General features: G+C 36.7%; 28 protein-coding genes, 1 tRNA gene and 2 pseudogenes. 13 read left to right on the top strand and 18 right to left on the bottom strand.

Going from position 1 to position 25,648, the window contains the following annotated elements; all coding sequences use genetic code 11:
- Positions 1–653 precede the first annotated feature (653 nt).
- From F3G69_RS06305 to glmM, 6 genes are all read right to left on the bottom strand, one after another.
- On the bottom strand, positions 654–2,093 hold the full coding sequence (locus tag F3G69_RS06305; protein WP_054195976.1) for an acetyl-CoA carboxylase subunit A: 1,440 nt from the start codon (positions 2,091–2,093) through the stop codon (positions 654–656).
- Positions 2,094–2,209: 116 nt separating this feature from the next.
- Positions 2,210–2,755, bottom strand: coding sequence for an HI_0983 family protein (locus tag F3G69_RS06300; protein ID WP_103600480.1), 546 nt, complete (start codon positions 2,753–2,755; stop codon positions 2,210–2,212).
- Between the two features lie 9 nt (positions 2,756–2,764).
- The gene (locus tag F3G69_RS06295) at positions 2,765–3,199 is read right to left on the bottom strand and encodes a CopD family protein (RefSeq protein WP_149714720.1); all 435 of its coding nucleotides are present in this window, start codon (positions 3,197–3,199) and stop codon (positions 2,765–2,767) included.
- A 9-nt stretch (positions 3,200–3,208) separates the two neighbouring features.
- On the bottom strand, positions 3,209–3,571 hold the full coding sequence (locus tag F3G69_RS06290) for an NINE protein (protein ID WP_149714719.1): 363 nt from the start codon (positions 3,569–3,571) through the stop codon (positions 3,209–3,211).
- Positions 3,561–4,013 carry a signal peptidase II gene (gene lspA, locus F3G69_RS06285; RefSeq protein WP_149714718.1) on the bottom strand — a complete coding sequence of 151 codons (453 nt, stop codon included), beginning with the start codon at positions 4,011–4,013 and terminating at the stop codon, positions 3,561–3,563. The genes F3G69_RS06290 and lspA overlap by 11 nt, the downstream gene beginning before the upstream one ends.
- Positions 4,006–5,346: a phosphoglucosamine mutase gene (glmM, locus tag F3G69_RS06280; RefSeq protein ID WP_149714717.1), complete on the bottom strand. Its 1,341-nt coding sequence runs from the start codon at positions 5,344–5,346 to the stop codon at positions 4,006–4,008. The genes lspA and glmM overlap by 8 nt, the downstream gene beginning before the upstream one ends.
- Before the next feature lie 157 nt (positions 5,347–5,503).
- On the opposite strand from glmM, the gene rpsT reads away from it, so the two are divergent.
- The 4 genes and pseudogenes from rpsT to F3G69_RS09595 form a co-directional block, all read left to right on the top strand.
- Complete coding sequence (rpsT, locus tag F3G69_RS06275) at positions 5,504–5,773, top strand: 30S ribosomal protein S20 (RefSeq protein WP_004317319.1); 270 nt, start codon at positions 5,504–5,506, stop codon at positions 5,771–5,773.
- Between the two features lie 13 nt (positions 5,774–5,786).
- Complete coding sequence (gene prfA / locus F3G69_RS06270; protein WP_107698425.1) at positions 5,787–6,854, top strand: peptide chain release factor 1; 1,068 nt, start codon at positions 5,787–5,789, stop codon at positions 6,852–6,854.
- A gap of 345 nt (positions 6,855–7,199) precedes the next feature.
- Positions 7,200–7,619 (top strand): TOBE domain-containing protein, encoded by a 420-nt coding sequence (locus F3G69_RS06265; protein ID WP_103600430.1) that lies wholly within the window; start codon positions 7,200–7,202, stop codon positions 7,617–7,619.
- Between the two features lie 174 nt (positions 7,620–7,793).
- Positions 7,794–8,029, top strand: a pseudogene (locus tag F3G69_RS09595) (FAD-binding protein); the annotation flags it as partial.
- Between the two features lie 27 nt (positions 8,030–8,056).
- Here F3G69_RS09595 and F3G69_RS06255 read toward each other — a convergent pair.
- Together F3G69_RS06255 and F3G69_RS06250 are read right to left on the bottom strand one after the other, a co-directional pair.
- On the bottom strand, positions 8,057–8,284 hold the full coding sequence (locus tag F3G69_RS06255; protein WP_103600711.1) for a replication/maintenance protein RepL: 228 nt from the start codon (positions 8,282–8,284) through the stop codon (positions 8,057–8,059).
- Between the two features lies 1 nt (position 8,285).
- Complete coding sequence (locus tag F3G69_RS06250) at positions 8,286–8,651, bottom strand: diacylglycerol kinase (protein WP_103600710.1); 366 nt, start codon at positions 8,649–8,651, stop codon at positions 8,286–8,288.
- 53 nt (positions 8,652–8,704) lie between these two features.
- Here F3G69_RS06250 and F3G69_RS06245 point away from each other — a divergent pair, with 53 nt between their 5' ends.
- Positions 8,705–9,463 carry an exodeoxyribonuclease III gene (locus F3G69_RS06245; RefSeq protein ID WP_103600709.1) on the top strand — a complete coding sequence of 253 codons (759 nt, stop codon included), beginning with the start codon at positions 8,705–8,707 and terminating at the stop codon, positions 9,461–9,463.
- A 3-nt stretch (positions 9,464–9,466) separates the two neighbouring features.
- On the opposite strand, the gene F3G69_RS06240 is transcribed toward F3G69_RS06245, so the two are convergent.
- Both F3G69_RS06240 and F3G69_RS06235 read right to left on the bottom strand, forming a co-directional pair.
- Positions 9,467–11,887 (bottom strand): bifunctional diguanylate cyclase/phosphodiesterase, encoded by a 2,421-nt coding sequence (locus F3G69_RS06240; RefSeq protein ID WP_149714716.1) that lies wholly within the window; start codon positions 11,885–11,887, stop codon positions 9,467–9,469.
- A complete protein-coding gene (locus F3G69_RS06235; protein WP_149714715.1) occupies positions 11,877–12,749 on the bottom strand; it encodes a cytochrome-c peroxidase in 873 nt (290 codons plus the stop codon). The genes F3G69_RS06240 and F3G69_RS06235 overlap by 11 nt, the downstream gene beginning before the upstream one ends.
- 142 nt (positions 12,750–12,891) lie before the next feature.
- On the opposite strand from F3G69_RS06235, the gene F3G69_RS06230 reads away from it, so the two are divergent.
- Positions 12,892–13,341, top strand: a complete 450-nt coding sequence (locus F3G69_RS06230) for a type II secretion system protein (RefSeq protein ID WP_072594030.1) — start codon at positions 12,892–12,894, stop codon at positions 13,339–13,341.
- A 249-nt stretch (positions 13,342–13,590) separates the two neighbouring features.
- Complete coding sequence (locus F3G69_RS06225) at positions 13,591–14,922, top strand: MATE family efflux transporter (RefSeq protein ID WP_149714714.1); 1,332 nt, start codon at positions 13,591–13,593, stop codon at positions 14,920–14,922.
- Here F3G69_RS06225 and F3G69_RS06220 read toward each other — a convergent pair.
- From F3G69_RS06220 to F3G69_RS06205, 4 genes are read right to left on the bottom strand one after another with little or no spacing between them, the layout of a single operon-like run.
- Complete coding sequence (locus F3G69_RS06220) at positions 14,903–15,709, bottom strand: metal ABC transporter permease (protein WP_087586738.1); 807 nt, start codon at positions 15,707–15,709, stop codon at positions 14,903–14,905. The genes F3G69_RS06225 and F3G69_RS06220 overlap by 20 nt on opposite strands.
- A 1-nt stretch (position 15,710) precedes the next feature.
- Positions 15,711–16,496, bottom strand: coding sequence for a metal ABC transporter ATP-binding protein (locus tag F3G69_RS06215; protein ID WP_085657950.1), 786 nt, complete (start codon positions 16,494–16,496; stop codon positions 15,711–15,713).
- Positions 16,493–17,998 carry a nickel/cobalt transporter gene (locus F3G69_RS06210; RefSeq protein WP_149714713.1) on the bottom strand — a complete coding sequence of 502 codons (1,506 nt, stop codon included), beginning with the start codon at positions 17,996–17,998 and terminating at the stop codon, positions 16,493–16,495. The genes F3G69_RS06215 and F3G69_RS06210 overlap by 4 nt, the downstream gene beginning before the upstream one ends.
- Positions 17,999–18,001: 3 nt before the next feature.
- Positions 18,002–18,934: a metal ABC transporter solute-binding protein, Zn/Mn family gene (locus F3G69_RS06205; RefSeq protein WP_149714712.1), complete on the bottom strand. Its 933-nt coding sequence runs from the start codon at positions 18,932–18,934 to the stop codon at positions 18,002–18,004.
- A 147-nt stretch (positions 18,935–19,081) separates the two neighbouring features.
- Between F3G69_RS06205 and F3G69_RS06200 the strand changes: the two genes are divergently transcribed.
- Complete coding sequence (locus F3G69_RS06200) at positions 19,082–19,441, top strand: Fur family transcriptional regulator (protein WP_084109795.1); 360 nt, start codon at positions 19,082–19,084, stop codon at positions 19,439–19,441.
- Here the strand turns inward: F3G69_RS06200 and F3G69_RS06195 are convergent.
- A complete protein-coding gene (locus F3G69_RS06195; protein ID WP_072594025.1) occupies positions 19,432–19,824 on the bottom strand; it encodes an acyl-CoA thioesterase in 393 nt (130 codons plus the stop codon). The two genes, F3G69_RS06200 and F3G69_RS06195, sit on opposite strands and share 10 nt — an antisense overlap.
- 46 nt (positions 19,825–19,870) lie before the next feature.
- On the opposite strand from F3G69_RS06195, the gene F3G69_RS06190 reads away from it, so the two are divergent.
- Entirely contained in the window at positions 19,871–20,596 is a 726-nt protein-coding gene (locus tag F3G69_RS06190; protein ID WP_149714711.1) for a class I SAM-dependent methyltransferase, read from the top strand.
- Here F3G69_RS06190 and F3G69_RS06185 read toward each other — a convergent pair.
- Complete coding sequence (locus F3G69_RS06185) at positions 20,593–21,474, bottom strand: DMT family transporter (protein ID WP_149714710.1); 882 nt, start codon at positions 21,472–21,474, stop codon at positions 20,593–20,595. The genes F3G69_RS06190 and F3G69_RS06185 overlap by 4 nt on opposite strands.
- Positions 21,471–22,220: a DUF4197 domain-containing protein gene (locus F3G69_RS06180; RefSeq protein ID WP_021090355.1), complete on the bottom strand. Its 750-nt coding sequence runs from the start codon at positions 22,218–22,220 to the stop codon at positions 21,471–21,473. The genes F3G69_RS06185 and F3G69_RS06180 overlap by 4 nt, the downstream gene beginning before the upstream one ends.
- 223 nt (positions 22,221–22,443) lie before the next feature.
- On the opposite strand from F3G69_RS06180, the pseudogene F3G69_RS06175 reads away from it, so the two are divergent.
- Positions 22,444–22,889: pseudogene (locus F3G69_RS06175) on the top strand (manganese efflux pump MntP).
- Between the two features lie 69 nt (positions 22,890–22,958).
- On the opposite strand, the gene F3G69_RS06170 reads toward F3G69_RS06175, so the two are convergent.
- Positions 22,959–23,033: transfer RNA gene (locus F3G69_RS06170), tRNA-Glu, on the bottom strand.
- A gap of 68 nt (positions 23,034–23,101) precedes the next feature.
- Here F3G69_RS06170 and F3G69_RS06165 point away from each other — a divergent pair.
- Genes F3G69_RS06165 through F3G69_RS06155 form a run of 3 tightly spaced genes read left to right on the top strand, consistent with a single transcriptional unit; the run spans position 23,102 to position 25,646 of the window.
- Positions 23,102–23,572, top strand: a complete 471-nt coding sequence (locus tag F3G69_RS06165) for a hypothetical protein (RefSeq protein WP_149714709.1) — start codon at positions 23,102–23,104, stop codon at positions 23,570–23,572.
- Complete coding sequence (nfo, locus tag F3G69_RS06160) at positions 23,569–24,420, top strand: deoxyribonuclease IV (protein ID WP_149714708.1); 852 nt, start codon at positions 23,569–23,571, stop codon at positions 24,418–24,420. Before F3G69_RS06165 ends, nfo begins: the two co-directional genes overlap by 4 nt.
- Positions 24,417–25,646 (top strand): OmpP1/FadL family transporter, encoded by a 1,230-nt coding sequence (locus F3G69_RS06155; protein ID WP_149714707.1) that lies wholly within the window; start codon positions 24,417–24,419, stop codon positions 25,644–25,646. Before nfo ends, F3G69_RS06155 begins: the two co-directional genes overlap by 4 nt.
- Positions 25,647–25,648 lie beyond the last annotated feature (2 nt).

Below are 25,648 nucleotides of genomic sequence, written 5' to 3'. Positions count from 1 at the left end.
AAATGCGAGAGTTACAAAGGATTAATGATAAGGTAAATTGGCTTGGTAAAGCCACGTAGCCCATAAAAGAGAATTAAAACTACGCTAAAGCATACGAACTTGAGGACTTTTGCGTACGAATGAGCTCGCCACTTATAGTAAAGTGTAAAGAAATTTTAAGCGGCGCAGCATTCAAAAGTGGAGCAAAAGATAAAAAATTTAAATGAGAGTGTGCCACCTAAAGACATAGTACAAGAATAGGCAAAACTATCTGAAGGCTAAAGCTTGGCGCATATCTCTAAACGCTAGTTTGCCTACGTGAGAGGGTGTGCTTTACTTTGGCACCGCTGGCAATAACGGACATCTCTATGCCGTTGAGGCAAAAGTGGCGAGGTGATATTTAAATTTAAAACAAGTGGCGCGGAGCATTCTCCTTAAGTCGATGGTTAAATTCTACTCGCAAACCGCAAAAATAAGCCAGCTTTGATAAGCGCTAAAAATAGCTCGTTTTTAAAAGAGATAGAGTTTGAAATTTTGGTTTAGTTACAGATCAGATTATGCTAATAAGCGGTGACAAGCTCTACGCCGTGCAAATGACAGAGCCAAGACGTACGCAGTTTGCGCGAGAATTTAGCCTTGGCGAAATTTACCGCCAAAGCCAAAATGAGATAAATTTATCTCTTCTTTTTATATCTTTTTATTGCCTCTACGATGACTTCTTCTAGGTCGTCGTTTGGCTCTTTGTTCATATCATCATAGGTGTTTTCAAGGATGGTTTTTAAGTTTTTCTCGACGTAGCTAGTATCGAAAAATCCTCTTCTAAACTCCTTACTCTTGCTGATCGTTAGTAAAAATGGGATGATCGTTCGCACGCCCTCGATGGTAAATTCTTCAAGCGCTCTTTCAAGCTTATTTACCGCTAGGTCGTAGTCGGTCGCCTTTACGATCAGCTTTGCGATAAGTGAGTCATAAAATGGCGGTATGGTGTAGTCTTTATAGACGTGGCTATCGACGCGCACAGATGGGCCAAGAGCTGGGTAGTAGCCCTCGATAGTGCCTGGTGCTGGGATGAAATTCTCCCAGACATTCTCGGCTGTGATCCTTGCCTCTATCGCGTAGCCGCGCGGCTTGATGTCGCTTTGCTCGATCTCTAAAATCTCGCCAGCTGCGATCCTTATCTGTCTAACGACTAAGTCGTGGCCGGTGATTTCTTCGGTGATGCCATGCTCCACTTGGATACGGGTGTTCATCTCCATGAAGTAAAAGTTGTTGTAGTCATCTAGCAAAAACTCGATCGTTCCTACGTTTGAGTAGCCCACAGCCTTTGCAGCGGCCACCGCGGTTACGCCCATTATCTTTCTTAAATTTTCGCTGATAGATGGGCAAGGTGCGATCTCGATTATCTTTTGGTGGCGCCTTTGGATAGAGCAGTCACGCTCGCAAAGGTGGATGATATTGCCGTAGTTATCGCCTAAAATTTGAAACTCGATGTGACGAGGATTTACGACAAGCTTCTCCATAAAGACTTCATCGTTGTTAAAGTAGGTCTTTGCTTCTCTGGTGCACGACTCAAAGGCATCTTGCATATCTTCTTCTTGCCAAACTTCTCTGATGCCACGTCCGCCTCCGCCTCCACTTGCTTTTAAGATGACTGGGTAGCCGATGCGTCTAGCGTGCTCTTTTATGGCGTCCATGCTCTCGTCATTTAGCTTTTCTGTGCCTGGAACGATTGGTATGCCGTTTCTCTTCATCAGGTATCTTGCGATATTTTTATCACCCATTTTTCTGATCACTTCAGCCTTTGGACCGATAAAGATAAGTCCAGCGTCCTCGACCGCCTTTGCAAATTCGTAGTTTTCGCTTAAAAAGCCGTATCCTGGGTGTATCGCGTCAGCCCCGCACTCTTTAGCAAGCTTTACGATAGCTTTGGCGTCAAGATAGCCCTTGATTGGATCTTCGCCCACTTGATAGGCCTCATCAGCTATCCTTACATGTAAGCATTCGCTGTCTGGCGCTGTGTAAATTCCTACGCTTTGGATGTGTAAATCCCTACAAGCTCTGACTATCCTAACTGCGATCTCACCACGATTTGCGATAAGAATTTTATGTATCATAGGCTATCCTTCTTGAGTTTTTCTTATCATATAACTATTCGTTTTATTTTTAGATAAATTTATTAAGTCTGGTTTTAAAATTTGAGTGCAAAGGCTAAATTTACACTCAAATTTTTCTATCTATTGATGATTTGTGGAAAAGGGGTGGCTAGGGCTTTTTTGCTAAAATCTTGCGACTCGATCGTGAAATTTGTAGCAAATCTTTGAATGCCCTCTTTTTTATAAGCGCGCCTTTGGATGGTAAAAAGGACTAAATTTCCACTTTGCTTGGTGTAGCGATATATCGAGTGTTCTGCTGTTGGCACACCATTTAGATTTGAAAATATTGTGATATCAAGATAAATTTCATTTGCGAGCGAGCCTTTTTTGTAAGCCACTTTTAGCCCTTTTGCTTTTAGTTCTTTTAGATCATTTATCTTTTGCTCGACTGCTTGCTCTGGCGTAGCATCAAATTTAAGCGTGTTTAGCGAGAGCATGTAGCTAAAACTATCTAGCTTTTCGCCAGGCAGTAAGTACTCCTGCGTGAATAAATTTGGCACAGGCTTGGCTGAGCCTGCTAGCGAGTAGAATCTGTTGTCAAATTTTATCTGCATCGGCTCAAAGTACTGAGTCGCTGCAAGTAAGAGTGCCGGCAAAGCAATAAACGCTAAAAATTTCTTCATCAAATTCCCTTAAAATGGATTTACTATCATGACCCAGATGATGATAAGCATCGCGATAGTTGGCACTTCGTTGTAAGCTCTAAAGAAGATGCCACTTTTGTTACAGCGTTTTTCTTTGAGCTGCTTCATGTAGCGTCCAAGGTCTAGGTGATAGATAGCCATTAAGATGACAACTAAAATTTTGACGTGTATGTGACCAGTTTTTATAAGATCAGGCATCGCGATAAGTATCAAAATGCCAGTAAAAAATGAGCCAATCAGTGCGACCCAACCGATGTAGTGATACATCTTATACTCCATCACCTCAACCACTTTTATAAAGTCAGGTTTGTCCATGTTTTCTACGTGATAAACGTAGAGCCTTGGCTGATAAAACAGCACTGCCATCCACGATATGAAAAACAAATAGTGGAGGTATTTTAAGTAAAGATAATATTCTGCCATAACGTCTCCTTATCTAAAAAGTATCTCTTTTCTAGCTTCAAATTCAGCCTTGCTGATCACACCACTCTCAAAAAGCTCATAAAGTCTTTTTAAGTCGTCCTCTTTATCTTTTAGTTTTAGTCTCTCTTTTAGCTCGTCCTTTTGTAAATTTTTATCCACACCACTGCCGACTAAAAATGCGTCGATGATCCACCAGATAAACCAGATAGCTAAAAATATATATCCAATAAGGATGATTTGCAAAGAGTAGCCGATAAAAAATAGTCCCATCATCAAAAAGCCAGTGATAAATTTACCAAGGTAAATTCTATGCGCTCCAAGCCAGCCAGTAAGTAGCCAAAGCGCGTATGCGACGTAGATATTATTTCCCACTCTCTCTCCTTTTTCTAAAACTTTGCCAAAGTATCATCACTACGCAAAGATCGATCATCACATCAGCGAAGTTAAAGACTGCAAAGTTAAACCACTTGTGCCAAAAGACGTAATCCACGACGCCGCCATGGATAAATCTATCTGTGATATTTGAGCTGCCAGCTCCTAGCAAAGCTCCAAGCCAAATGGCATGCGAGCAAAGCAGCTTCTTCTCAACGACTAGATAGACAAAAACGCCTAAAATAAGGGCTATCTGGATAAATTTAAGCCACTCATCTAAAAAGGCAAACATCGAAAATGCAACGCCCTTATTATATGTAAGAACTAGTGAGAAAAACTCGCCCTCCCACAAAAAACCATCTATAAATATCATTTTTATCGCTTGATCAACGATAAAAATGATAAAAAACGCTATGAAAAATTTAACCAAATTTTTACGCATTTAAGGCTTTTACGAAAAATTTTTCAACTTCATCCATGTGTTTTTCAACTAAAGTTTGATTTTTACCCTCAAGCAAAAGTCTGATCAAATTCTCAGTGCCAGAGTATCTAAAAAGTGATCTTATGCCATCTTTTGCAAGGCTGGCCTCAAGCTCTTTTAGCCCTTCTATCTTATCAAGCGGCTTTTTCTCTGTGATCTTTAAATTTAACAAAATTTGCGGATACGGCTTTAGTTCGCCAAAAATTTCACTAGCTTTTTTGCCTTTTTTAAGCATCATTGCGACAACTTGCATCGAGGTAACAAGGCCGTCGCCAGTCTTAGCGTAGTCGTTAAAAATGACGTGACCGCTTTGCTCGCCGCCAAAATTTATGCCATTTTCTTTCATCATTTCAAGGACGTATTTATCGCCTACGTTTGAGCGAAGTAGCTTGATCTTATGAGCTTTTAGATAGTCATCAAGTGCGGCGTTACTCATCACCGTAGCTACGATGGCTCCGCCTTTTAGAGCCTTTTGCTCGTGTAAAAATGCAGCCAACGAGCCAAGTATCGCGTCGCCATGCACAACTTCGCCGTTTTCGTCAACTACTACAAGCCTATCAGCATCGCCGTCAAATGCAAAGCCGATGTCAGCACGAAGCCTTTTTACCTCGCTTGCTAGATCCTCTGGATGAAGCGCGCCACAGTTTTGGTTAATGTTGCTACCATTTGGCTCGTCGTTTATAACGATGACATCGGCTCCAAGCTCGCTAAATACAGTTGGTGCGACCTTGTAAGCAGCTCCGTTTGCCACGTCTAAAACTACTCGTAAATTCTTTAAATTTAGCTCTTTTGGGAATGAATTTTTGATCTGTACGATATATCTGCCTATAACGTCGTCGATCCTTTTGTTTGCGCCGATCTCTGTCATCGTCTTTTGAGCGTTTGCGATGAGCTCATCGTCGTAGAATATTTTTTCTATCTCGGCCTCTATAGTCTCATCAAGCTTATTGCCAAAGCTATCAAAAAATTTGATGCCGTTGTCGTAGTATGGGTTGTGTGAGGCGCTTATCATTATGCCAGCGTCGCAGCGCATATTTTCTGTTAAAAATGCGATCGCAGGTGTTGGCATAGGGCCTATTTGAAGGACGTTGTAGCCAACTGCAGTCAGCCCCGCAACGATGGCAGTTTCTATCATATAACCGCTTTTTCTAGTATCTTTTCCAACTAAAATCACATTTGTCGCTGAAGTTTTTCTAAAATAAATTCCAGCTGCCATTGCAAGACGCATAGATGTTTGAGCTGAAAGCTTCTCGCCAGCTTTTCCACGAACTCCATCCGTTCCAAATAGTTTCATAAATTTATCCTTTTTATTATAAAATTGTGCTATTTTATCAGAATTTACCTAATTTAAAATCTAAAATTTTACTTTCATTAAGGATGACTTAAATTAAGGTCAAATTTATTATATCTTTAATATAATCACCGACTAAAATTATTCAAAAAGGTATATTATGGCAAACCATAAATCTGCTGAAAAAAGAGCTAGACAAACTATAAAAAGAACTGAGAGAAACAGATTTTACCGCACTAGACTTAAAAACATCACAAAAGCAGTGCGTGTAGCTGTAGAAGCTAAAGATCTAAATGCTGCAAATGAAGCTTTAAAAGTTGCTAACAAAAGCATCCATAGCTTCGTAAGTAGAGGCTTTTTGAAGAAACAAACTGCTGCTCGCCGCGTTAGTCGCCTTGCTCAATTAGTAAACACTCTAAAAGCTGCTTAATCTATAAATTTTAATGTTTGCTGATAAACTTCATCCATTTTTGGATCGCTATAATGAAATTTCTGCGCTTCTTAGCGATCCAAATATAGCAAACGATATCGAAAAGATGACAAAGCTCTCAAAAGAGCAATCATCTATCGAGCCAGTTGCATCTGCTGCAACAAAATATCTACAAATTTTAAATAACATTGATGAGAACAAAGCTTTACTAGATGACTCTGAGCTTGGAGAGTTAGCAAAAGAGGAACTTAAAAATTTGGAGATTTCAAGAGAAAAGCTTGAAGAAGAGATTAAAATTTTACTTCTTCCAAAAGATCCAAACGATGATAAAAATATATTTTTAGAAATTCGTGCAGGTACTGGTGGAGATGAGGCCGCGCTATTTGTTGGAGATCTTTTTAATGCTTACATCAGATATGCAGAGCTTCGGGGATATAAATTTGAGATCGTTAGCCAAAGCGAAGGCAATACTGGCGGCTTTAAAGAGATCATCGTGCTTATAAAAGGCAAAGGTGCTTACTCAAGACTAAAATTTGAAGGCGGCACGCATAGGGTTCAGCGTGTGCCAGAGACTGAGAGTCAGGGTAGGGTACATACTTCAGCTGTGACTGTGGCTATTATGCCAGAGGTTGAAGATAGCGAGATTGAGATCAATCCAAATGATATAAGGGTTGATGTGATGAGAAGCTCAGGCCATGGCGGTCAGTCAGTAAATACAACCGATAGTGCCGTTAGGATCACACATATACCAACAGGCCTTGTTGTCACAAACCAAGATGGCAAGAGTCAGCACAAAAATAAAGAAGCTGCGATGAAGGTGCTAAAGGCTAGACTTTATGAGCTTCAAGAGCAAGAGAGACTTGCAAAAGAGACTAGTGAGCGAAAGAGCCAAGTTGGTACCGGAGATCGTTCTGGCAGGATAAGGACATACAACTATCCGCAAAACCGCATAAGTGATCACCGTATAAATTTAACACTTTACCGCCTTGATGCGATTATGGCTGCGGGATTATTTGATGAGATCATTGAGCCACTTATTACGCATTATCAAGCAGAAGCTATGCTAGAAGCTGGCATTTAAACTTTCAAATTTTTACTTCAAATTTTATAATTTATTTCTTTACCTAAAAATATTGCTTTAGCTTAAAATACTTTTAAATTTACTAATCTTTAAAGTCAAATTTACAAGAATTTTACAAAAATAGATATTTAGAAGTAGTAGTTAGTAATATTTTTTCTCGTTTTTTTTTAAAATAATATAAATTAAATTTTTAGATTTTATTTCTAAAATAGCGATTTCTAGGGCATTTAAAAGTATAAAATTTTTATTTTTGATATTATAATTTTGTATAAATAGTTTTTAAGTTTTGCTTAATAATTCTACCTTACAATTTCACCATAATTTAATTCAAAACAAGGAGACAAAGTGTCAATAAGTGCAAGAAATCAACTAAATGTTGAGATATCAGAAGTAAGAATAGGTGCGGTAAATTCGCTAATATCTGCTAAGCTTGCAGGCGGTGAGGTGCTAAAAGCAACTGTTACGGTTGATAGTGAAAAAGGTCTTGATCTTAAAGTTGGCAAAAAAGCTATCTTTTTATTCAAAGCTTCAAGCGTTATCGTTTCAAAAGATGACAGCATCAAACTTAGCGCTACAAACCAAATCAAAGGCGTTGTTAGCGAGATAAAAGACGGAGCTGTAAATGCTGAAGTTATTATCGATGTAAATGGCAACAAAATTTCAGCTATCATCACAAGAGAGTCAGTTAGCAGCCTAGCTTTAAAAGTGGGAGATAAAGTAACTGCGATCATTAAAGCAACTCAAATTATAGTTGGTGTTAAATAATTTATGGAGCAATTTTGCTCCGTTCTTCTAAATTAAATTTTTTTCTTAAACTAAAATCTAAAATACTCTAAAATTCGTCAACTAATTTATAAATTTAAAGAAGTCGTAGTGAATATTTTTAAAGCTATTTACTTAAAAATTTTATAAGAAAATTTATATTATTTTTTTACTTTTATAGCCTATCCGCCATTTTAAGCAGAGCATGGCACACCAAAAGTTCACCACACAATAGGTGGTCTAAGTATCAATACAAAAGTCCATGTCATAAGCTCTCAAACAGCTATGCCTATACCAAATTTATATGCAGCCGGCGAGATCACAGGTGGCGTTCATGACGCTAGCCGTCTAGGGTCGTCGTGATAACTAACTACTTAACATTTGGAATGATCAATGCTGAGACTATCGGCTAAAAAGAGGTAGTAAGCGTTTGCTTGCCACTATAAATTTTTAAATCTATAAACTCCGTTTTTTACTCGCTCGAAAATTTTCTTCTCTTCAAGCAGCTTAAACGTGCTTATCACGGTTGGTTTGCTCACGTTTAGCTTTTCGCAAATTTCTGAAATTTTAAGCATAACAAAGCCATTTTCATCACAGCTTTTAACTAGCAAATTTATAATTTCTACCTTTTTCTCGCCAATGATTGCCTTATAAATTTCTTCATTCATACTAGCCCCAAATTTTATATCCTATTGCCACGCACCAAAGCGCGCCACATAAGAAATTTGCGATCATCACAGCTGCACTTCCTGCATCTTTTGCCGCCTTTGCTAGGGCGTGATAGTCTGGGCTTGCAAGATCAGTTACTCGTTCTAAGCCAGAGTTTAGGCACTCGCAAACTAGCACAAATGCCATGCTAAAGATCAAAAATAGGTTAAAAATAAAGCTGAATTTCCAAAAAAATAGCGATAGTGTTGCTAATAAAAATATGCAAATTTCTATTCGAAAGCTCTTTTCATTTTTAAAAATTTCAGCCAAACCCTCTCTTGCATAGCCAAAATTTTTTAAAAATTTATACTCTGGCTGGTTCCTCATAATTTTCCTTTTTGCGATTTTTGGCATAATTATAATTAAAAAAAGGATGAAATTTGAAACTTATTAGCTGGAATGTAAATGGCCTTAGAGCACTTGTAACAAAAGATGGTTTTGCATGGCTTACAGAGCAAAAGCCTGATTTCTTGGCACTTCAAGAGATTAAAGTCAAAGAAAGTGATGTGCCAAAAGAAATTTATAACCTTGGTTTTAAAGATATAAGTGTAAACTCGGGTGAGAGGGCTGGATACTCTGGCGTGATGAGCCTAGCAAATTTTGATATTTCTACACAAAAGGCAGTTTTTTTCGACGACACGGAGGGGCGTGTTTTGGAGCATAGATTTAATGATATCGTGCTTTTTAATATCTATTTTCCAAACGGACAAAAGGATGATGAGCGACTAGCCTATAAAATGGACTTTTATGAGAAATTTTTAGCTTACTGCAAAGAACTTATAAAAAGCGGCAAAGAGGTGATATTTTGTGGCGATGTAAATACCGCTCACCGCGAGATCGACCTTAAAAATCCAAAGGCAAATGCCAAAACTTCAGGCTTTTTGCCTATCGAGCGAGCGTGGATAGATGAGGTGCTAAAAAGTGGCTTTATAGATACCTTTAGAGCCATAAATGACGACGTGGCGGACGCTTACTCGTGGTGGAGTTACCGCTTTAACGCAAGGGTTAAAAACGTCGGTTGGAGGATTGATTATTTCTTTATCTCGCAAGGATTAAAAGATAGGCTAAAAGACGCATTTATCTTGCCAGATATTACAGGCAGCGATCACTGCCCAGTTGGGATAGATATAGAAATTTAGCCACTATTCCATTCTGCGAGGCTTGCCTAGTAAGAAACCTTGTGCGTAAGGTATTCCAAAATTTTTGATTTGGTTTAAAATTTCTTCTGAACTTGCAAACTCGGCTACTATTTTGTAGCCTTGCTTTTTTGCAAAGCTTACGATGGTTTCTACTAGAACTCTAGCATTTTCGTCAAATGGAAGCTTTTTGATTATCGAGCCGTCTATTTTTATGGTGTCTATATCAAGCTCCAAAATTCGGTAATAGTTTGAGTATCCTGAGCCAAAGTCATCAATCGAAATTTTACATCCATAGCCTTTGACGCGTTTTATGAAAGAATTTACCGCAACGTAGTCGCTAAGCTCTTCACTCTCTAGCATTTCAAAGCAAATTTTATTAGGATCTTTGCACTCGTTTAGCTTGCTCTCTATAAGCTCTCTCATACTAGCATCAGCTATATCGGTAATTGATAAATTTATCGAGAACATATAATCTGGATATCTTTTAGCAAGATCAAATGCAAGACTTATCACCTTTTTGGTTATTTGCGGATATAGTTGCGTTTTCATGGCAATATCTAAAAATTCGCCCGGATAGTGTATCTTGCCATTTTGATCGATTATACGAACCAAAACTTCATAATATTTTGCTTCGGTTTCATTTTCTTCTAAGTTAAAGATGCCTTGTGCTTCTACGATGACTCTATCGTTTTCTAAAGCATCTTCGATTAGCTGAACTGCCAGCTGGTTTTTGTGATATTTCATCTCGATAGCGTCATTTTCTAGATAGTAGTAAATATTGCTACCATTTTCTATTGCGAGCTGATTTGCAAGGACTGATTGCATTAGGCGGTTAGTTTGTGGGGTATCATTTGGCAATGAAACACCAAACACCATCTTTATGCCTGGTAAATTTTCAAATTTTTCATCAATAGCGACATTTATTCTATTTGAGCCAAAATATTCTCTTATATATTCAATATCTCTTACTATGTTATCGCCTTCATACCATATATAAAATGCGTCATCTTGAAATCTAAATAGCTTTGCTTTTATCTCAGAAGTATCTATGCAAAGCTTTAGTGTGTCAGCTACTGCTTTTAGCATTGCATCGATAATCTTAGTTTGATAAAAGAATCTTAAAATTTTAAAATTTTTAATGCTTAAGCAAATGAGCACTCCATCTTTTTGCGCGTCTAAAATTTCAGTTAAAGCAAAGTAGTTACCAAAGCCTGTTAGTTTATCGATCGAAGATTGTATTTTTATTTGTTCATTTTTTTGAGTTAGTTCGTTTAGTATTAGCGTCTCTTTAGTCCTATCAAGTTTTACCGCTATATAGCCCTCAAATTTATTTTTAAAGAAAAATGGTGAAAATTTTACCTTTTCATATAAAAAATCACCACTTTTTGTTCTGCTTATAAGCTCATCGCTCTCCCAAGGTAGAGATTTTTGCAGAGCATCTTTTATGGATTCATAAAAGCTTTGTGGGTGCATATATGATTTTAGTATTCTAGGATTTTTACCGATTACATCCTTTAGCTTGTAGCCAGTTTTTTCTTCAAAGGTTTTATTTACGTATGAAATTCTATTGTATTTATCGCAATAGACAACAGAGCTATGATCGTTTTCAACCGTGGATCTTAAGAGTTTTATCTGTCTTAAACGCTCTGAGGCTATTTTAATTTGATAGAGACCAAATGAACAAAATATTATAAATGTAAGTAAGCAAATTCTCTGAGCTATTTTTGCCTTATTCACCTCATCAGAGTGAAATTCTAGGATTTTGTTTCTAAAATTTTCTATCAGATTATCAAGGTGTAGCTCTTTTACACTATTTGAGATTGTACGTAAAGTTTTTGTAGCTTGAGTTGCATAAAGTATCTTGTCTAATACATTTTGAGCTTTTTGGTTATCTTTATACTCGTTTTTATACATTTTTATTTGCTTTGAAATATCATCTATTGCTTCAGGACTAAGCATTAAAGCACCTTTTATCGCATAAAATATAGGCTCAAGCTTATTTGGAAGCGCGATATTTTGTATCTCATATTGACTTATTTGGATATAAGAATCTATAGATGAGTTTACATAAGCTGATCTTTGTGTAAAAAATACTTTTTTAATAAATACATCTCTTATATTTTGTAGGTCTTTTGTTATTTCATTTTGATGAAACAATATCATTTCATCGCTAAGCATTGAAAGGTTGCTCAAATTTGTATCAAAAGAATTTATATCAGCGTTGAGTTTGTCGTAGTTCGAGACATCATAAATATTATTTAAAGAAAAAGTTATCTCATTGTCTATAAATTTTAGATTTAAAATTCCATCGTCAAATTTATGAGCCATATCAATGGCTATATTTGCTTTATATATAAAAAATGTACTAATGAAAAATATAGCTACTAAGACGCTAAGTACGGTTCTTGTTCGTTTAGTACTCATTTAGTATCCTAGGCTTTTTACCATTTAATGTCAGAAAAAATGAGTATAAAGCATCAATTTCATCTTTGCTAAGCTCATATCCTAGCTGGTAGTTACCAATAAAGCTTATAGCCTCTTTTAGATCATTTATCTCTCCATGAGATAAATATGGAGCAGTTTTTGTAATATTTCTTAGTGATGGCACTCTTCTTAATCTTTTGCTTGTATCTAAGGCAGAAATTTTTTCTCGGCCAATATCCTGTGTCAAATTTCCTCCCAAATTTCTACCATTATGACAAGCGGCACAGCCTATATTATTAAATATCTCAAATCCTTTCTTTGCACTATCATCTATGGCATTGTTATCACCTGATATAAAACGATCAAATGGCGAATCAACACTTAAGACAGCCTTTTCAAACTCAGCTATTGCATCTGCAATATTATCAAAATTAATACCGTCATTATAAATTTTTTTAAATAAAATTTTGTACTCAGAGATATTATTTACAGAATCCACTATCTTGTCGTTATCCGAGTTTAGTTCTATTCTAGAAGTTATGGACTCTTTTACTTGATCTTTTAAATTGCTAATCTTTGCATCGCTATAAAATAGATAGTTTGCTGCAGCATTTAATATGGTTGGAGGATTTAAAGTGCCTTTTTCCATGCTATCTTGGTTGCTTCCGCTTAAATTCCAATACAAGTTGTGACAAGTTTGGCAAGAGTAGTTTTCATTTGGGCTTAGTCTTTTGTCAAAAAAGAGTTTTTTACCAAGCAGAGCCTTTTCTTCATTATATTTTACTACCGTGAGAGGTTTGTAGGATTCATATTTACAAAATGAAATCGTGATGATAAATAGACAAAGTATAACGCTCTTCATAACGCCCCTAAATTTTAATTTTCTTTTTTATATCGGCAAATTTTTGATTTTTTATATAGTACATTATTTTATTGTTTTTTTGAAATTTATGATACAATTCGCTCGATTTAGAAAATATTTATATTTCAGGGAGGAGAAAGTCATGAAAAAAGGCTTTACGATGATTGAGTTGATCTTCGTGATCGTTATATTGGGCATATTAGCTGCGGTTGCTATACCAAAATTAGCTGCAACAAGGGATGATGCAGAGATATCAAAAACTGCTTCAAATATACAAACGCTTATTTCGGACTTGGGTTCTTACTACACTTCACAAGGCGAATTTGCTACTGATTCGGATATTAAAGAAGCTGTCAAAAAAATGTCAAATGTAAAAACACCAGTAAAAGCAAAAGATGATGAGTGTTTAGAAGTACGTCCTGGAAATAATACTACTGGTGAGATAGGAATAACTATAAAAACAGGCGGTCTTTGCAAACAAGTTTGGGGCTTGCCAGGCTTAGTAGATGTTAAAGCCTTAATCGAAAGTACTACCGACAACAAGACAGCTAATACACTTAAATTTGGTGGCATGGGCATAAAATATAAATAAAATTTAGCAAGGTATTTCCTTGCTTTTTATGATATTTGGCCTACTAAATTTATAATATAACAAAGACTAATAGAAATACAAATTTTTACACAAATAATTTATAAGCATAAAAATAAAAGCTTTCTAAGATTTAATGCGTTGCCAAAAGATATCAATCCTAACTTATGCTTATAAGCAATGGCTTTTTATTAAATTTAGTTGATTTTTCTTCTTTACAAATTTTAAAGATAAAAAACGTAAAATCAAACCATGGATTTACTAAAAGACCCGTTAAATAAGCTCATCATTTCGCTTTCGCTTCCAGCCGGCACCGCAATGATGTTTAATACTCTTTATAACGTTACTGGCACTTTTTTTGCAGCAAAAATTTCTACCCTTGCCGTAGCTGGTATGGCTATGAGTTTTTTGCTTTATCTAAGTATTGTGGGCATTGGGCTTGGTTTTGGCTCAGCACTAACTGCGCTAATAGGCAATAGTCTTGGAGCAGGAAAAGTAAAAATGGCCAAATTTTATGCGTCAAATGGAATTATCTTTGTGCTAGCATTTGCTATTTTTATGGGGTTTTGTGGCTATTTTTTAGCACCAAACTTGCTCACTTTTTTAGGGGCTGATCATCACTATTTAAAAGAGGCGCTTGATTACGCGGGTGTTATCTTTCTTGCTGCACCGTTTTTCTTGATTATCAAATCTCTAAACGGCGTGCTTGTAGCACTTGGAGATACAAAAAGTTACCGCAATTGGCTATTTTATGGCCTTTTTATCAATGCATTTTTTTGCTACTTTTTTGCATTCATTTTGGGCCTTGGTGTAAAAGGACTTGCTCTAGCAACGGCCGGTGTTCAGCTTTTGGGCATGATCTACCTTTTTGTAAAAGTTAAAAAAGCTAAGATGATTGAGCCAAGAAATTTAAGCTATTTTGTGCCAAATTTTAGCATTTGGGCAAAGATTACAAAGCAAGCTCTACCAGCTTGTTTAAACTATCTATCGATGTCACTTGGCTCACTTGTACTTTTAAAATTTATAAGCTACTATGGCGTAAATGCCGTAGCAGGGTACGGTATAGCTTTAAGGATAGAGCAAATTTTGGTATTGCCGACCATTGGTATGGCCGCAGCAGTTTTAAGTATCGTTTCAAGAAACTATGGTGCTAAAAATTTTAAAAGAGCTAAGCAATGTTATAAAATTTCGCTTCTTTTTTTACTTATTTATTGTGTATTTGCTTGCGTTTTTATTAGATTTTTTGGTGAAGATATGATAAGAATTTTTGATGATACGCCGGCAGTTTTGGAGATAGCAGGGCTTTATCTTGGTATAAATTCTCTTGCTTACGTAGCTTATGGCACGATAAATGTCTCAGGCAGCACTCTTCAGGCTATAAAACGCCCAGTGGCCATCTTTTTGCTAAATGGATTTAGGCAATTCGTGCTTCAAGGATCACTTTTTTACGCAGTAGTTTTTTATTTTGGTCTTGAGATAAAATTTATATGGCTGGCTCTATTTTTTAGCGTCTATCTCACAGCCAGTTGCTTCGTCTTTTGGACGCTTTATCAGCTAAGAAGGGCTACTGGCGTAAGCTTTTAAATTTAAAACAAAAAGCAAAAAAGCAAAGTGAAGCAACTAAGATTATGCTAGCTCCGCCTGTTAGGTTAAAATAAAAGCTAATAAATAGACCGCTAAAGCAAAAAACGACTGAAAAGACAGTAGAGATTAACATCATCAGCCCCAGTCTTTTGGCAAAAATTTGTGCTAAATATGGCGGTATAGTAAGAAGAGCGATGACTAGAATCAGCCCAACAACACGAATCGTAGCCACCACACAAAGTGCCATCATGCACACTAATAAATAGTGAAAAAATGTTGTATTTACGCCGCGTAACTTTGCAAACTCTGCATCAAAACTAATAGCTACAAATTGACGATAAAAAAGGGCAATGAGTGCTAAAAATAAGATATCTAAAATACTCATAAATGTTATATCTTGCCCACTCACTGCTAAGATAGAGCCAAAAAGATAACTCATGAGATCGGCATTGTATCCCGGAGTTAAATCGATAAAAATGATGCCAATAGCCATACCAAATGCCCAAATAGCACCGATAACTGAGTCGATGTTGGTTTTATCTTTTAATGTGATAGTGGCGATTATAAGGGCTAAAAAGAGTGAGAATATGCTAGCTCCAAGAAGTGGTTCAAGCGAGAAGAAAAAAGCAAGTCCTATGCCGCCATATGCTCCGTGTGCGATACCGCCAGCGATAAAAGTCATTTTATTTATAACAACGAGCGAGCCTATGAGCCCACAAATGATACTAACTAAAATGCCAGCAATAAAGGCATTTTGCATAAAATTTAACTCTAAAATTTCACTCATTTCATCTCTTTAGCTTAAAAACATTACTTTTGATTTTGCACTCACATTCACCAAGTGCGATCTCAACATCACAAAAATGGCTATGAGATTTTGCTAAATGCTCTATAAATTCTCTTTTTGCGGTATCTTCATGAGTTTTATGAATATGTAAATTTTTACTCACATAGGCGATTTTTGTAGCATAATTTAGCACAATATTTAGATCATGACTTACTAAAACTACGCCAACACCGCTTGCATTTATATTTTTTAAAATTTCATAAATTTCAGCCTGGCCCTTTGTGTCGATACTAGCTGTTGGCTCGTCTAAAACGAGAACCTTCGCATTTGCACAAAGCGCTCTTGCGATATATACACGCTGTCTTTGGCCACCGCTTAGCTCACCAATTCTAGCGCTTGCAAATTCTTTCATGCCAACTTTCTCAAGGGCACCAAGGGCCATTTGTTTCTCATCTCGCGAGTAAAAACCAAAAATTTTTTTATCGATTAGTCCCATTAAAACTACTTCTAAAACCATCATCGGAAAGCTTTGATTTGAGAGAAAATTTTGAGGCACATAGCCTATAAATTTACTAACTTCGCTTGGCTCTTTTCCAAAGAGCTTTATCTCGCCACTTTGAGGCTTAAGCAGCCCTAAGATAAGCTTTAAAAGCGTACTTTTACCGCCACCATTTGGGCCGATGATAGCTAAAAACTCATCGCTACTATAATCTAAATTGATACCTTCTAAAACCACTTGCTTATCGTAGCTAAAGTTTAAATTTCTAATTTTTATAATTTCTTTCAAAACAGACTCTTTTGCGTAAATGTAGTAGTAAAAATAAAAAGTCCAAGCCAAAGCATAACGCTAAGTGCCATAAATTCGGCATAGATTTTAAACTTTTTTAGCTTAATATTTGTGCTCTCGTTTATCTTGGCTCCAAAAATAGCCGCTAAAAATATCACTGCGCTCATGCCAAGTGCCATAAATACGCCACTTATAACGCCTGCAAAGTAGCTACCTAGCTCATTTGCCAGTACAAAGACAAGTATTGTGCCAGGACAAGGAATAAGTGCCGCAGCAGCCGCAACCAGCCATTCTTCTTTGCTTTTTGGTTTTTTTGTAGTGCAGATATTACAGCCACAGTCGCTAATAAATTTTGTATTTTTACTCAAATTTTGGCTTAAGCTTGAACTAAAAATATAAAATTTATTTAACTCTTTTTTGCTTGAAAGATAAATTTTGACCTTTTTATAAAGCATAAAAATCGCTACAAAAAAGATAATAACGCCAGAAAATGCTGTCGTAACGCTTGCTGTATCTTTTGTCAGATCGCTACTGATCTCACGTAATATCATAAAACTAGCAAGCACAAAAATAAACGCGCCCACAACATGTAAAAATCCGATCTTTAAAGAGAAGAAAAAGGCTTTGGCGTAGCTTCCACCAGTTGCGGCAAAATAGGAGCTTGTAAGCACCTTGCCATGCCCCGCAGATGCAGCGTGTAAAAAGCCATAACCAAATGATATGAGCGCTAAAAATAGCAGAGTTAGCGGACTTCTTTGATCAAAATTTCTTAGAATTTGCTTTAATCTATCAAACATGCTTAGACTTGTTTTTGAAACAAGATCAAACTTAGCTTCATCGATCTTATCGATCTGGCTTAAATTTTCATCTTCAAAATTTACTGAGTTTGGCTCTTTTAGAAGCTCTTTTAATGCAGGCTTTTCATTATGAGCTTTGGCTGCAGCTTTACTTGAAAATGTAAAAAATATTAAATTTGCATTTGGATTTGGTATCGTCCAAAACTGATCTGATACCAAAAATGCGTTGTTTTGTGTAAATTTAAAATTAAAATATCCCTCTTTGTCGTCCATTTCGACAGACACCACAAAGCCATCTTTGATAAGCAAATTTGTCTTAAAACTAACATCAAATTTTAATCTGCCCTCATCAAAATAGAGTTTATACTTTTTTAAATTTAACTCAAGCTTTGTAGCATTTTCATCTTTATAAAAGTACTCAATATTTGTTAAATAGTGCCTTGGCACAAGATAATCAAGTAAATTTAAGCGGATCTTTTTGATCTCGCTTTCATCTATCTTTTCATCCTGATTTAGGTCAAAATTTTGCCTCATAAGCTCTGAGAAATTTTGCGAAAATGTCCATGAAAAAGCAATTGTAGTGATATTGTTTTCATTTGAGTCAAATTTAACGCTCACGTGAGCGGTTGGGCTATAAAGTGAGCAAAGAGCACACCCGAAGGCATTTATAGTAAATAAGCAAATGACAATCAGGCGTGCTAACATCTTTTATAGACTCTTAGCAAAAATTTCTGCTGTTTTTTTCATCTCATCTAACCAATTTTCTGGGAGCTGATCAATGCTTATGACCTTTGAGCTAGTCTCTTTTGCTACTAAATTTGCAGCCTTTGTTGGAAACTGTGGAGCCACGAAAATGACCTTTACACTGTGCTCTTTAGCTTCTTCTATGAGCTCTTTTAGCTCAGCTGGTTTTGGCTCTTTGCCCTCTATCTCGATAGCGATTTGCTCTAAGTTATAGCGTTTTGCAAAATATCCCCAAGATGGGTGATATACGATAAATTCGCGAGTTTTAACATCTTTTAGAGTATTTTTGATAAAGCTATCAAGCTCGTCAAGACTAGCTTTAAATTTAGCTAAATTTTCCTCATAAAGCTTTGCATTTTGCGGGAATTTCTCTATTAATGCCTTGGCTATATTATCAGCTTGAGTTTTTACTAAAACCGGATCAAGCCAAATGTGCGGATCAAGGCCGTCATGATGATGGTGATGCTCGCTAGCTTCGTGGTCATGGTCATGATGCTCGTGATGTTCATGTTTATGCTCGCCCTCGTGCTTATGCTCGTGATGTTCATGGTGTTCATGATGTTCGTGTTCATCACTCATAGCTATCTTTTCGATGCCTTCTTGTGTTTTTACAATGTGTAAATTTTTAAAAGATTTTGAAAAACGCTCTAGCCAAGTATCTTCAAACTCAATACCAATAGCAAAGTAAAGCTCGCTCTTTTCAAGCTCCTTCATCTGTTTTGGCTTTGGCTCATAAGTGTGCGGATCAGCACCTTTGCCAACCATTGTATTTACGCTTAGTGTATCACCAGCGATTTGCTCAACAAAAAATTTTGTAGGCAATATACTAGTCGTAACAACTGGCTTTGCAAAAAGTGACAAAGCGCAAACTGCTAAAAAAACAAAAATCTTTCTCACCATCTCTCCTTTGTTTGAAAAAATATTGCGGAAGTTTAGCAGATTGCAACTTGGTTGCAACTTAAAGAACGAAAGCCTAAATATAGCGCTTTTTAAATGAAATTTAAAACTTTTAGCGTTAATATACAAAAAATAAAAAGGGCAAGGATGAATGCAAGAAATTTCTTAGAAGAGCATAGTATCAAGGCAACTACTTTTCGCATAAAGCTCGTTGAAATTTTGCAAAATGCCAAAACTCCATTAAGCTATGATGAAATTTTAGAAAGCCTTAATGCAAATAAAACCACTTTTTATAGAAGCATAGAAATTTTTGAAAAAAAAGGCCTTGTCATAAAAACTGAGAATAATCATAAAAGCTACTACGAACTGGCAAATGAGGCAAAAGCGTACTTTATCTGCGATGTCTGTCATAAAGTCACAAACATTGATATGCCTCATCTAAACGTCGCTAAAAATATAAAAAGCGCCGTGATAAAAGGCGTTTGTGATGAGTGTGATCACGAGTAAAGAGCGATTATCTCAGCCGGAATGGCTTTTGGACGATTTGTTTTTAGATCGATATAGACAAACTCGGTCTTGCCAGTTGCTATTAGCTCGTCATCTTTTTTAAACTCAAAATATCTACACGAAGTCGCTTTGCCTTCAGCTTGTGTGTAAGTGTGAATTTCTATCTCATCCATCAATTTTACGCTTTTTATATATTTGGCTTCATTTTTTCTAATGAGCCAGATCTCGCCTCTTTTATACTGCGCCTCGACCGTGTCGCCAACCGCGGCAGAGTGCGCAAATGCAGCCTCTTGCATAAGAGTAAAATAATAGACATTATTCATATGTCCGTGCATATCAATGGCTTGTGGAGGGATTATTACTTTGTAGATAAAATCTTTCATTTCCGACCTTTTTTGCTAGAATTATAACCAAAAATAAGGAGCTAAAATGCAAAATTTATGGGATAAGAAGGCGTCAAATTATCAAAGGTTTGATGGCAAAGTAAGTGCTATTCAGCAACAAATTTTTGCTAAAGCCTTAGCTTGGGGAGTTGATTTTAGCGGTAAAGAAATTCTTGATATAGGCTGTGGCACCGGCGTTTGGACGATATTTCTATCAAAAACTGCAAAAAATATAACTGGCATTGATAGCTCAAAAAATATGATAGAAATTTTAAATGAAGATGCTAAAAGATTTGGCGTGACAAATTTAACCAGCGAGGTTTGCTCTTGGAGAGAATTTAAGCCCACAAAGCATTTTGATATTGCTATTTGCACAATGAGTCCAGCGATTGCTAGCGATGAAGATTTTGCTAAATTTCATAATATCGCAAAGCAAAAACTCTACCTTGGCTGGGATAAGCCTAGAAGCTCTGATTTGATTGAGCCATTTTTTAAAAAATTTGGACGCACTCTCTCTCAAAAAAACGTTGTAAATAGACTTGAAGCGTGGCTAAATGAGCAAGGGATCGCTTATAAGAGTGAAATTTTAAACGAAACAAGGATCGCAAGACGAAGCGTGAAGGAAGCTGCTGAGAACATCTGCTGGCACCTTGAGATAAATGGAGCTAAAAACTACGATGAAAAGGCGGTTTTAGCGATGTTAAAAGAGAGATTTGACGGCGAGTTTATAGATGAAAAGATAGAGTCGCAGATGAAGCTTTTTGTCTTTTAAGCTAGTTTTGATCTGGAGAAAAATTTTTTACCAAATTCGCTAAAAATAACTCCAAAGATTATTAAGATCGCGCCAAAAATTTGTATGAGTGTTAGCTTTTCACCAGCGAAAAAATAGCCGATAAAGCCAGCAGAAACTGGCTCAAGACAGAAAAATAAAGCTGCTTTGCTAGCCGTCGTATATCTTTGAGCGATGGTTTGTACAAAGTAGCAAAATATGGTGCCAATCACCGTTGTGATAAATATCGCTATGAAAAATTCCCTGTCAAAATTTGGCACCACACTACCTTCAATAAACGCAAAGACAAATGAGAGTAAAGAGACTGTAAGAAATACCACAAATACGAGTAGATAAAGCTCGCATTTTCTTACAAAGTGACCATTTAAGCTCGTGTAAAGTGCATAAAATATGGCACAAAGTAGGGCAAGTGCCTCGCCAGCTCCTAAGGCAAGAGTGGCTCCACTTAAAAGCCATAGTCCAAAAATGGCAATAAGCGCACCAAAAATAGCAAAAATGGTTATTTTATTTTTAAAAATGAGTGCTGTCATAAAAGGCACGATCACACACTCAAGCCCTGTAATAAAGGCAACGCTTGAGCTAAAAGTAAGCTTTAGAGCGTAAGTTTGAGCAACAAATGAGCCAAATAGAACTACGCCAAGGATAATGCCATAAACCACACTTTTTTTATCAAAAATTTTAGAAAATTTAAATGCTATAAGCCCCATAAAGATAGCGGAAATAAAAAATCTACAAAAGAGCATGACAAAGACACTATTTGTTTTTAGTGCGTTTGCCATAGGTAAAAACGTAGCGCCCCAAACGATGGCAACTACGATGAGTGCGATGTCGGCTTTGTTTTGCGCGCTTAAATTTTTCATTTAAAGATCGAGTCTAGCACCTTTTTGCCGCTATCTAGGCTAAAGCCGCTTCTTAGCCCCTTTTCTTTCTCGCTCATCACGTTAAATAGCCCATCTAGCGTCTTTCTTGTGATATATGCGTTTAGATCCTCGCCGTCATCTGGCACATACTCGCTTGCACCTAAATTTTTAGCTAGGCTCTTTACTGATTTTATCGTTTCATTATTTTTTGCTGAGCCGACGATGAAAGAATTTAGCCCATTATAGGCGGTAGCAAAGCTATTATCACTCATCATTTTCTCAATTATCGGCGTAAAAGCTGCCTTTAGCTTTTGGCTGGAGCTTTGCTGCAAATACTTCGTAACGCTGTCACTGCCGCCGTTAAAGAGCTTTTTGACATCTGCTTCGCTCATATTTTTTATGCTTTCGCTAAAAATTTCAGCAGCCTTTGGTACGGCTGTGGTCGCGGCGTTGTTTATCGACTTGCTAAGATCCTGCGCCCACTTCTCGCCGCCTACTTTTTTGGCCAAATTTGAAGCCATTTCAAGGCTTTTTGGAAGTGGAATTTTAGCTGTGGCATTGTTTATAAAGCCCTCTTTTGAAAGCTCGCTAACAGCGGCATTTAGCGCCTCGCTAACTAGGCTTTTGTAGTCGCCACTTGATGCGTGAGTAGCTATTTTGACGCCTTTATTTATCATATCATCCATGCTTGCAGCTTGTAAATTTAAAGCAAGCGCGCCACAAAGAATAACAAGAGATCTTTTCATCTTCTCTCCTTTTTAAAATTTAGAGCAAAATCATACAAAAAATATCTAAACACTTAAAATAAATTTAATCTTTTTGCACTAGAATTTACCCTTTTTTTAAAGGAAGACTATGCAACTTTTACTTCTTAGCTTCGCTCTTAGTATGGATAGTGCGGCACTAAATATGGCAAATGGCGCAAGGTATAAAAATTTAGCTCTTAATAAAATTTTATTTATTGCTTTTATGCTTGGTTTTTTTCAGTTTCTTATGCCACTTCTTGGCTATCTTTTAGGTGTTAGTTTTGCAAAATTTATAAGCTCGGTTGATCATTTCATCGCATTTTTATACTTTGCTTTCTTGGTTTTAGAATGTTTAAAGAGGCCTGTAGCAAAGAGGAGTGTGAGTATCTTAAGATAGGATTTAAGACTATTTTGTATGGAGCATTTGCTACTAGTATAGACGCTCTTGCCGTTGGCGTCACACTTAGCTTTGAAGAGATAAATATCTTTCAAAGCTCGCTTATCATCGGTGTAGTCTGCTTTGCATTAAGCCTGATAGCTTTTTATATAGGTAAATTTATGGGTGAAATTTTAGAGAAAAAGGCGCTCTTTCTGGGAGGAGCGATATTAATTTTTCTAGGTTTTAAAATTTTAATAACGCATTTAATTGAAAGCGGCACAGTCCAGTAAAATTAAAAATAATATTTAAGATTAACTATATTTTAAAGCTTATATGGATAAGATTTTAATTTTTAGAAGTGGTGACCCATACGAGACTCGAACTCGTGTTACCGCCGTGAAAGGGCGATGTCCTAACCGCTAGACGAATGGGCCACATGTCGGTTATGAAGTTGGGATTATATTTCTTTTATACTTAATTTTAGATTAATAAGGAAAAATTTTTGAAAAATTTTTTATTTACTTTGTTGTCTGTTTTTATTTTTACAGGTTGCGTAGCTACTAAAACGCCGCAAAATTCACAAGCTTTTCAAGTTACTTTATTTTCTCCAATGATCAAGATAAATGACGTTGGATTTTTCCATAAATATAAAAATGAGCTAAATTTGCAAATTTATAGCTCTGGCGTAAACACCGCAAACATAAGCATAAGAGATAAAATTTGCATAAATAATGCTTGCTTTAACAAGACTGAGTTTAATGAGAAATTTTTTCTAGCCCCGCATTATGAGAGCCTTTTTGAAGAAATTTTGCAAAAAGAAAAGATTTATGAAGGCAAAGGCTTGATAAATACGGAGTGTGGTTTTAGTCAAGATCTAAGTTCATATTTTATAAAATACGAGGCTTGCGATAACTACGTCAAATTTGTAGATAGCAAAAACAAAATAAGAGTGATAATAAAAGAGTTAAAATGAGATACATAGGAGCTCACGTAAGTGCGGCTGGAGGCGTGTTTAATGCACCTTTAAATGCTGCAAAAATAGGAGCAAATGCCTTTGCGCTTTTTACAAAAAATCAACGCCAGTGGAATGCAAAAGAGCTAAGTGCTAGTGAAATAGAGCAGTTTAAGGAAAATCTAAAAATTTCTGGCATAAGCACAAAGCATGTTTTGCCACACAGTAGTTACTTGATAAATTTAGGCCATCCGGATGAGGAGGCAAGAGCAAAGTCGCTTGAAGCCTTTATAGATGAGATAGATCGCGCCAGTAAGCTTGGGCTAGAGCTTTTAAATTTTCATCCAGGCTCACATCTAAAACAAATAAGCGAAAGAGAGTGTTTAGACAATATCGCAAACTGCATGAACGTGGCACTTAAACGCACAAGCGGTGTAAAGCTAGTCATCGAAAATACAGCTGCACAAGGCTCAAATTTAGGCTTTAGTTTTAAGCAGATTGCTTATTTAATAGAGCGAGTAGACGATGAGAACAGAGTTGGTGTTTGCTTTGATACCTGTCACGCATTTGCTGCTGGATATGATCTAAGAAGTAAAGAAGCTTACGCCAAGACGATGGGGGAATTTGATGCGATCATTGGCTATAAATTTTTATCTGGCATGCATTTAAATGATGCAAAATTTGGGCTTGGCTCGAAAAAAGATAGACACGAGAGCCTTGGCAAGGGCGAGCTTGGATTTAGCGCTTTTAAAAATATAATAAATGATGATAAAATAGGCGAAATTCCTTTAATATTAGAGACGATTGACGAGAGTATTTGGGAAGACGAGATAAAAATTTTAAGAAATTTTGAAAAGGAAAAACTATGAAAAAAGTGCTATTAAGCATTATTATGGCATCTACTTTGCTAAATGCTGGAGGTTATAAGGTTCCTGAGCAAAGCGCTGATTCTTTAGGCCTTGCTGCTAGTAACGTGGCCTTTAGTTTTGGGGCTGATGCGGCGTATTTTAACCCTGCAAATATGATGTTTTTAGACGGGCTTCACCATTTTGAAAGTACCCTTGGCTGGTTTCATATAAATAAGCTTGAGTTTAAAAGTGATAGTGGTAAAAGCTATGGGTCAGAAAAATTTGACTCGCTAGCTGGTACATTTAGTTTTGTAACGCCAGAAATTTATGAAAACTGGAAATTTGGTTTAGCTCTTGCCGTTCCTGCTGCTGTTGGTGTATCATGGGAGGATCCAGCTACTGCATTTACCGCTAAAAGGTTTAAGCTGCAAGTTGTTGAGCTAAATCCAACCGTGGCTTACCGCATAAACGATAAGCTTGCCGTTGCTCTTGGTGCTAGAGGCGTTTACACCAAAGGTAAGATAGCAAGTGACTTTGGACGAATAGGCTACAGAGAGATAAAAGGCGATGGTATGGGTTATGGCTACAATGTTGCGCTTACTTATAGACCTATTGAGGATTTGAGCTTTGCTGTTACTTACCGCTCAAATGTAAATTTAGAGCTTAAAGGCCATACAGATGCTGATTTTAACGGAGCGCTATCTCCTATAAGCTATCATGGCAAAACAAAAGTTGAGATCCCACTTCCTGCACAGCTTGTGCTTGCAACTGGATATAAATTTAGCGACTTTACTCTTTTGCTAGCTTTTGAGAGGACGTATTGGTCTAAATTTAAAGGCTATGACTTTGAATACATGGATAAAGGCCCAGCTCACTCGCATCCAGCTTTTGCAAGATTCATGGATGATCCAGTCATTAAAAATGCAAAAGATACAAATACATACAGACTAGGTCTTGCCTACGACGTAAATGAAAAATTTAGGCTAATGGCTGGCTTTGCCTATGATGAAGACATTACAAGCAGTAAGCATACTGGATTAGAGCTTCCAAATACTACATCTAAGGTGTATTCTTTTGGAGTAAATTATAAATTTACGCCAAATCTTGAAATGGCACTTGGATATGTTTATCAACACCGTGACAAAAAGCGTGCAACAAGTATTTCAACAGCTAATGGAAAAATGTCAGGGGAATTTGATACTGGTACGATCCAAATCCTTGGTACGACTTTTAAATATACATTTTAGTT

Source organism: Campylobacter concisus (assembly GCF_902460625.1).
Classification (GTDB): domain Bacteria; phylum Campylobacterota; class Campylobacteria; order Campylobacterales; family Campylobacteraceae; genus Campylobacter_A; species Campylobacter_A concisus_AD.
This window is presented reverse-complemented; position numbering and strand designations above follow the sequence as displayed.